The organism is Erwinia sp. PsM31 (assembly GCF_030433775.1).
Taxonomy (GTDB): Bacteria; Pseudomonadota; Gammaproteobacteria; order Enterobacterales; family Enterobacteriaceae; genus Erwinia; species Erwinia aeris.
The window spans coordinates 1-5,395 of record NZ_JARUWZ010000053.1; the positions used below are offsets into that span (position 1 = coordinate 1).

8 protein-coding genes and 2 pseudogenes are annotated in these 5,395 nt (G+C 48.0%); 2 read left to right on the top strand and 8 right to left on the bottom strand.

The window, feature by feature from the left end; translation table 11 throughout:
* Both QCD69_RS22260 and QCD69_RS22265 read left to right on the top strand, forming a co-directional pair.
* Positions 1-192 (top strand): annotated as a pseudogene (locus QCD69_RS22260) (hypothetical protein); the annotation flags it as partial.
* Positions 193-264: 72 nt separating this feature from the next.
* Complete coding sequence (locus QCD69_RS22265; RefSeq protein WP_301253551.1) at positions 265-501, top strand: SymE family type I addiction module toxin; 237 nt, start codon at positions 265-267, stop codon at positions 499-501.
* A 40-nt stretch (positions 502-541) separates the two neighbouring features.
* Here the strand turns inward: QCD69_RS22265 and QCD69_RS22270 are convergent, their stop codons facing one another.
* From QCD69_RS22270 to QCD69_RS22300, 8 genes and pseudogenes are all read right to left on the bottom strand, one after another.
* Entirely contained in the window at positions 542-877 is a 336-nt protein-coding gene (locus tag QCD69_RS22270) for a hypothetical protein (protein WP_125291009.1), read from the bottom strand.
* A complete protein-coding gene (locus QCD69_RS22275; RefSeq protein ID WP_367317876.1) occupies positions 861-1,325 on the bottom strand; it encodes a DNA/RNA non-specific endonuclease in 465 nt (154 codons plus the stop codon). Before QCD69_RS22275 ends, QCD69_RS22270 begins: the two co-directional genes overlap by 17 nt.
* The gene (locus QCD69_RS22280) at positions 1,244-1,786 is read right to left on the bottom strand and encodes a hypothetical protein (protein ID WP_301253552.1); all 543 of its coding nucleotides are present in this window, start codon (positions 1,784-1,786) and stop codon (positions 1,244-1,246) included. The genes QCD69_RS22275 and QCD69_RS22280 overlap by 82 nt, the downstream gene beginning before the upstream one ends.
* A gap of 52 nt (positions 1,787-1,838) precedes the next feature.
* Complete coding sequence (locus QCD69_RS22285; RefSeq protein WP_125290998.1) at positions 1,839-2,219, bottom strand: DUF6911 family protein; 381 nt, start codon at positions 2,217-2,219, stop codon at positions 1,839-1,841.
* The gene (locus QCD69_RS23015; RefSeq protein ID WP_441004994.1) at positions 2,219-2,896 is read right to left on the bottom strand and encodes a cytidine deaminase-like fold-containing protein; all 678 of its coding nucleotides are present in this window, start codon (positions 2,894-2,896) and stop codon (positions 2,219-2,221) included. Before QCD69_RS23015 ends, QCD69_RS22285 begins: the two co-directional genes overlap by 1 nt.
* Before the next feature lie 378 nt (positions 2,897-3,274).
* A pseudogene (locus QCD69_RS22290) lies at positions 3,275-4,165 on the bottom strand (VENN motif pre-toxin domain-containing protein); the annotation flags it as partial.
* A 117-nt stretch (positions 4,166-4,282) separates the two neighbouring features.
* A complete protein-coding gene (locus QCD69_RS22295) occupies positions 4,283-4,474 on the bottom strand; it encodes a DUF4926 domain-containing protein (protein WP_125290993.1) in 192 nt (63 codons plus the stop codon).
* A 14-nt stretch (positions 4,475-4,488) separates the two neighbouring features.
* On the bottom strand, positions 4,489-5,395 hold a 907-nt coding region (locus QCD69_RS22300; protein WP_301253553.1), incomplete at its 5' end, for a DUF6883 domain-containing protein.

Sequence of the window (5,395 nt, forward strand, 5' to 3'; positions counted from 1 at the left end):
CTGCCTGCTGTCGTAGCGGTCGCTGTCCTGCTCCGAGGTCAGCGTCAGGTTGCGCGCCGAAAAGGTCGTGCCCTGTGGCAGAAGGCGGATCTGTTGCCGGACTCCGATCAGCAGGCGCTGATCGCCGTGCTGGACAGTTTTGTCAAGAAGTCGATGGTAGAGCAGGTAATAGGATTTAATAACAGACGTTAACTGAGCGCAGCAGACGTAAGTTCGCACCTCATGCCTGCCGTTGATCACAACCAACTAACAGGAGTAGTCGATATGGCTGAGCATGATACTAAGCCAGAAGTAAGTATTTCCAAAGCCTTACGGCGATTAAAGGTGGGATATGTCAGTATTGGCCACGCGGATCGTAATGATACGACCACGTATTACAGCCGCTGCCTCAGCCTTAACCTTAAGGGCAACTGGCTGGAAGAGGCCGGGTTTGCAACCGATACGCCGGTTACCGTGACTATGGGGCAAGGGCAACTTGTAATCAGGCCCGTTACTAAGTGACGGATAAAAAGATCCCGGCTCGATGGGCGGGATATTTGTCTTATTCATCGTATTTAAAATCAATATTAATCTCTGATTTTTCTACATTTAATGTAGCTACACAACCATGCCAGAATGGTTTTTCCTGAGATTTAAAATTCTCCAAAAAGAACGTTCTAAGCATTACCAATAATTCTCTTAACCTCTGGTCAGTTAAACCATGCTCAGGCAAAAACCAGTTTTTTTCACCATTCATATTGATGTAATCGTAATTAAAACGACAGCTATCTCCTTCGTTCGATAGTTCTGCATCCATTACAATGATTTTTGCATCATCAGGAGCTGACTTGTACAGCAACTGACCGATTTCACTATATATTTCATCGTCCAGACTCACTTTTCCCTCCCGGAGCATTATCAATGTTTACACGAGTTGGTCTTCCATTGTCAACAGAATAAGTCACATTAAAACTACTGGGATGTTTATTGCTATCACTATAAATAGGCTGTATTTGTACATCTACTTTTTTACCGGCTTTAAGATCTTTAGCCCAGCTATTTTCCATAGCTTTCCAGGCTCCCTTATTGAGGTTTCCATTCATTGGAACAATATTCAATCTTTCACCTGGCCCACCGAAGATACTAGCTATTAAATACCCGCCCTCATCTCCAGGATTGCCACATTTCCCACCTTTACATTGCTGATAAATATTACGATCATTTTTAGCTAATTCGAGCGTAGCCTTAACATCACTCGGCCTACTTAATTCGTCAGTATGGTAAGTCTTATTGCCATCAACCTTATAAATCGTATTCGCTCTGGCTTGTTCATCGCTTTGTTCCAGGCACCTTTCTTACCGAAGTCCACGATAACGACATTTTTTTCAGCACTTGCAGGGAGTTTACTTCCTTTACCTGCTCCTGCAACTATTCCCGCTGCACTGGTTCCAGCCGCCTGAGCCAGCGAATTCATCGCAAGCTGCTTCGCTTCAGGTGAATCACCAGACATCGATGCATTATGAATCGACGCATTTCTGTCTGCTTCAAGCTGGATAGTTGTCACCTGAAGGATTGAAAGCTCGCTCTGATCTGCCGCGCTCAGTCCGCTATTAGCTCGCGCTTTTTCCAGCAGCTCACTGGTGCGGTTAGCATATTCGGTCTGCAATCTGCTGACTTCGTTTGCCTTATCAACGCAGTCCTTAGCGCCCGTACACTCAACAACTCGCTTCTGTTGTGCGGCTGAAATCTGTTTATATTTTTCAGTGACGGTTCCCTCACAAGACTTGTCACCCTGACACTGTATCATTTCCTGAACACGGGACTGATTCTGCTTAACGTTTAATGCGTTATTCTCAACACTAATTCAGCATTATTTTCCGTACATCGCCAGTATGAAAAAATTCACTAATAACTTTAGTTACGAATGAAAAATCAGTTGTGATCTGATTTGCAGGCCAATAATCCCCTAATATATTTACTTTTTCATTGCTTCTTTTTTCATCAAAAAAAGATCTTATCTCATAATCATCGTTTATTATTTCCCCTAGCATTAATAAATAATTCCCTGCCTCGGCTCTTATTTGTAGCATTTGAGGTCCCTCATCATTTTCGTTAATATCTAATGTCAGCGTTCCATATCCATTTCTCAAAGCATCTAATTTAATTTTAATAGCATTCCAAAGAGGATAATTATCACTTCCTCCGCAACCATTTAGTGTCCAACTCATTGAAAAAGACATTATTTTTTCTCCTTTAATGATTTCATCCCTGGATTCCAATACAATGTTTTCCCACTGCTTTCCTCATAAACGGTGAGGGATTTTAAACCTGCTTTATCTGCCATCGCAGCAATATCTCCACGACAGTATCCACATACGGGTTCTTTTGTGACTCTCATACTCATATCTTTGCCAACCGTAATCCCATTATCGAATGCCTGTTGGATAGCGCCAACTTCAGCATGGGCAGAAGCCATATTCCCATTAGGTAAATATTTACCAGGATTTTTCTCTATTTTAGACTCTATTCTATCGTTAATTAGGGTCGGTCTACTTGCTTCACCCAAGTAAAAGTCTGGCCTATTACCCTGATTTGTATCAATAAAAGTCTTCCCGGTTATCGGATCTGTCAGTTCCGCTGTCACTTTAGGTATTGATGTGTGCGTTTGACGATCTAATACATGTGAGCTGTCCTGAGTCGCTAGCTGAGTTGGAGAAACTATCGAGCCATCAGTATTGCCCACAACTTTACTACCCTGCCTGCCTCCCAAAACTATCGCCGTACCTAAGCCAACATTGGCAAGACCTTTTGCATATTCGCCCTCACTTATTTGCCCAATACCTGTACCAGTCTGATAAGCTCCTCCGACGGCTACGCTACCACGTACCAGTGCTCCGGGTACTCCAGGAAGAACCATAAGTGCATCGGTTCCCAATGCTGCTTGCCCTGATTGAGCGCTGTAGGTCTTTAAATAACCCAGTGCCTCATTATAGGCTCTTGCATCTGCTTGTGATGCTACAAAAGCATTGCCTGAAAGAAGCGAACGTATTGCATCGCTGGCTTTATTTGATGAATATCCGTACACCGCCTGCAACTCTATGCCGTACTGGTTAAGCAATCCTGCCAGCTGCTGCTTTTCACCATCCGTGATCGTTCCTTTCAAGAATTTGCCTACCAGCAGATTGCTGGCTCTATCCTCATTCGTTGCCCTGACTATAGTCTGCGAAGCTTCCAATAGATTCTTGCCAGCTTTTTGGTCTTCAATAGCTTTGATTAGTGCTTCATTCTTCGTGACCGAAAGGAAGTTATTCTCAACCGCGTTCTTCCCGGCCTGCGCGCCCGTCACCGCACCGCCGGCACTGTCCCCGGCAAGCCCGCCCGCCAGACCCGCCGCCAGCGTCCCCAGCGCACTTATCGTCTGTCGCTGCTCCTCAGACAGGTCTTTACGTTTAACGCCCGGATACAGCTGCTGCGCGATGTACTCGCCCATCACCGCGCCCGAGGCTCCGGCCAGCGCAGCATTGCCCGCCGCGTACGAGGTTACCGCACCCAGCACCGCGTGCGCCATCAGGTTCGCCTGGACATTAACCTTACCGTTCGCATCTGTGGTCAGCTCGTGTATCTTTTCCGCCAGGTACGGTGACGCCCGCTGCGATATATCGGCTTCCGTATAGGGCTTACCGCTTGCCGCCAGCTGCTCACGCGCCGCCTGAAGAGCCGCCGGGTCCTGCTGCGCCTTCATCCCCGCTATCTGGCCCTGCGTCCGGGCGATATCTCCCGCCTGAGCGCCTATCTCACCTATCAGCTGCGCCGCCTTCAGCCGGTTCTGCTCCTTCTCTTTATCAAAGATGACGTCCAGCCCCGGATTGGCGTTAGCCACGTCGCGGCTGAGGTCTGCAACGTCCTGCGTCTGCTTTTCCTTATCGCGGATAACTATCGTACCTTCCGATACCGCCGCCTTCGTCACCGAGTCCGCGCTGCCGCTGTCGTTCAGCCCCGCCAGCATGCCGTTCGCCATGTTCCCGGCGAACTGACCGCCCACGCTGCCGCCCGTGCTTATCCCCGCACTCTGGTGCTCTACCTTATAGTCCGCGTGATTGTGGATGTCGCCAAAGCCCAGCGTGCCGGTGTCGAGTTTATTCAGGCTGGCATCTGCCGTACTCGCAATAACCGCGCCGTTCAGCTGGAGATTACCGCTGCGCCCGGTGTGCTCCGGTTGCAGCGGCGGTAAGCGGGGGATTCAAGGGCTTGAAAGCAAAAATCCCGGCTCACTGGCCGGGATTTCATTTATTGGAGCATAATATTAGTTCAATAGCCGAATGTCGTCTGGATAAACAGTCAAAACATCTAACGTCTCACCATTAGCATCAACAAACTCTACTTCATAGCCTAAAGTAGGTTCTGTATATACCATGACAACAGCACCTTTACATCCTGCAGCTATAGAGTCAGATAACACTTTAGTGGCCTTAACGACATCATATTCTTTAATCATAATTTTAGCACCCGTTATTTCTTAGCCGGAATAGCTGTCACAAGTCTAACGACACCATCATTATTCTTAATCCAACCGAATTTCACATCTATTGTTCTTCCGTTAGCACCAGTGATAGATATTACTTGGTCATATTTAACACCGTGCTGCGTTTCTGCTGTTTTCACAGCTTTGCCTGGTTCGAAGACAATTTGTTTCGCAAGATCGCTTGAATTCCCTTTGTTAAAACCGAGGGCTTTATCAAACCATTCAGCCTTGCTTCCGCCAACAGGATGATCTTTCGCTAACAGGTAATTAGTTAATTTATTATCAACACTAGTTTGCGTCTCTGGTGCGTTTTTCGCTCCGTTTTTGACTGCACTTCCTCCAGTATTAGGCTTATTTTTCCCAACTCCTGCCGCAATTCCCGCGGCACTGGTTCCTGCCACCTGTGCCAGCGAGTTTATCGCGAGCTGCTTCGCTTCAGGTGAATCACCGGACATCAGCGCATTATGAATCGCCGCATTTCTGTCCGCCTCAAGCTGGATCGTAGTCACCTGAAGGATTGAAAGCTCGTTCTGTTCTGCCGGACTCAGACCGCCATCAGCTCGGGCTTTTTCCAGCAACTCACTGGTACGGTTAGCATAATCAGCCTGTAACCTGCCAACTTCATTCGCTTTATCAACACAGTCCTGAGCGCCTGTACACTCCATCACGCGCTTTTGTTGTGCTGCTGAAATCTGCTTGTACTTCTCGGTTACTGCGCCTTCACAGGCTTTGTTGCCCTGACACTGCGACATTTCCTGAACGCGGGACTGGTTTTCCTGCACACTCAGCGCATTATTCTCAACCGCATTCTTCCCGGCCTGCGCGCCCGTCACCGCACCGCCGGCACTGTCCCCGGCAAGCCCGCCCGCCAGCCCCGCCGCGAGCGTCCCCAGC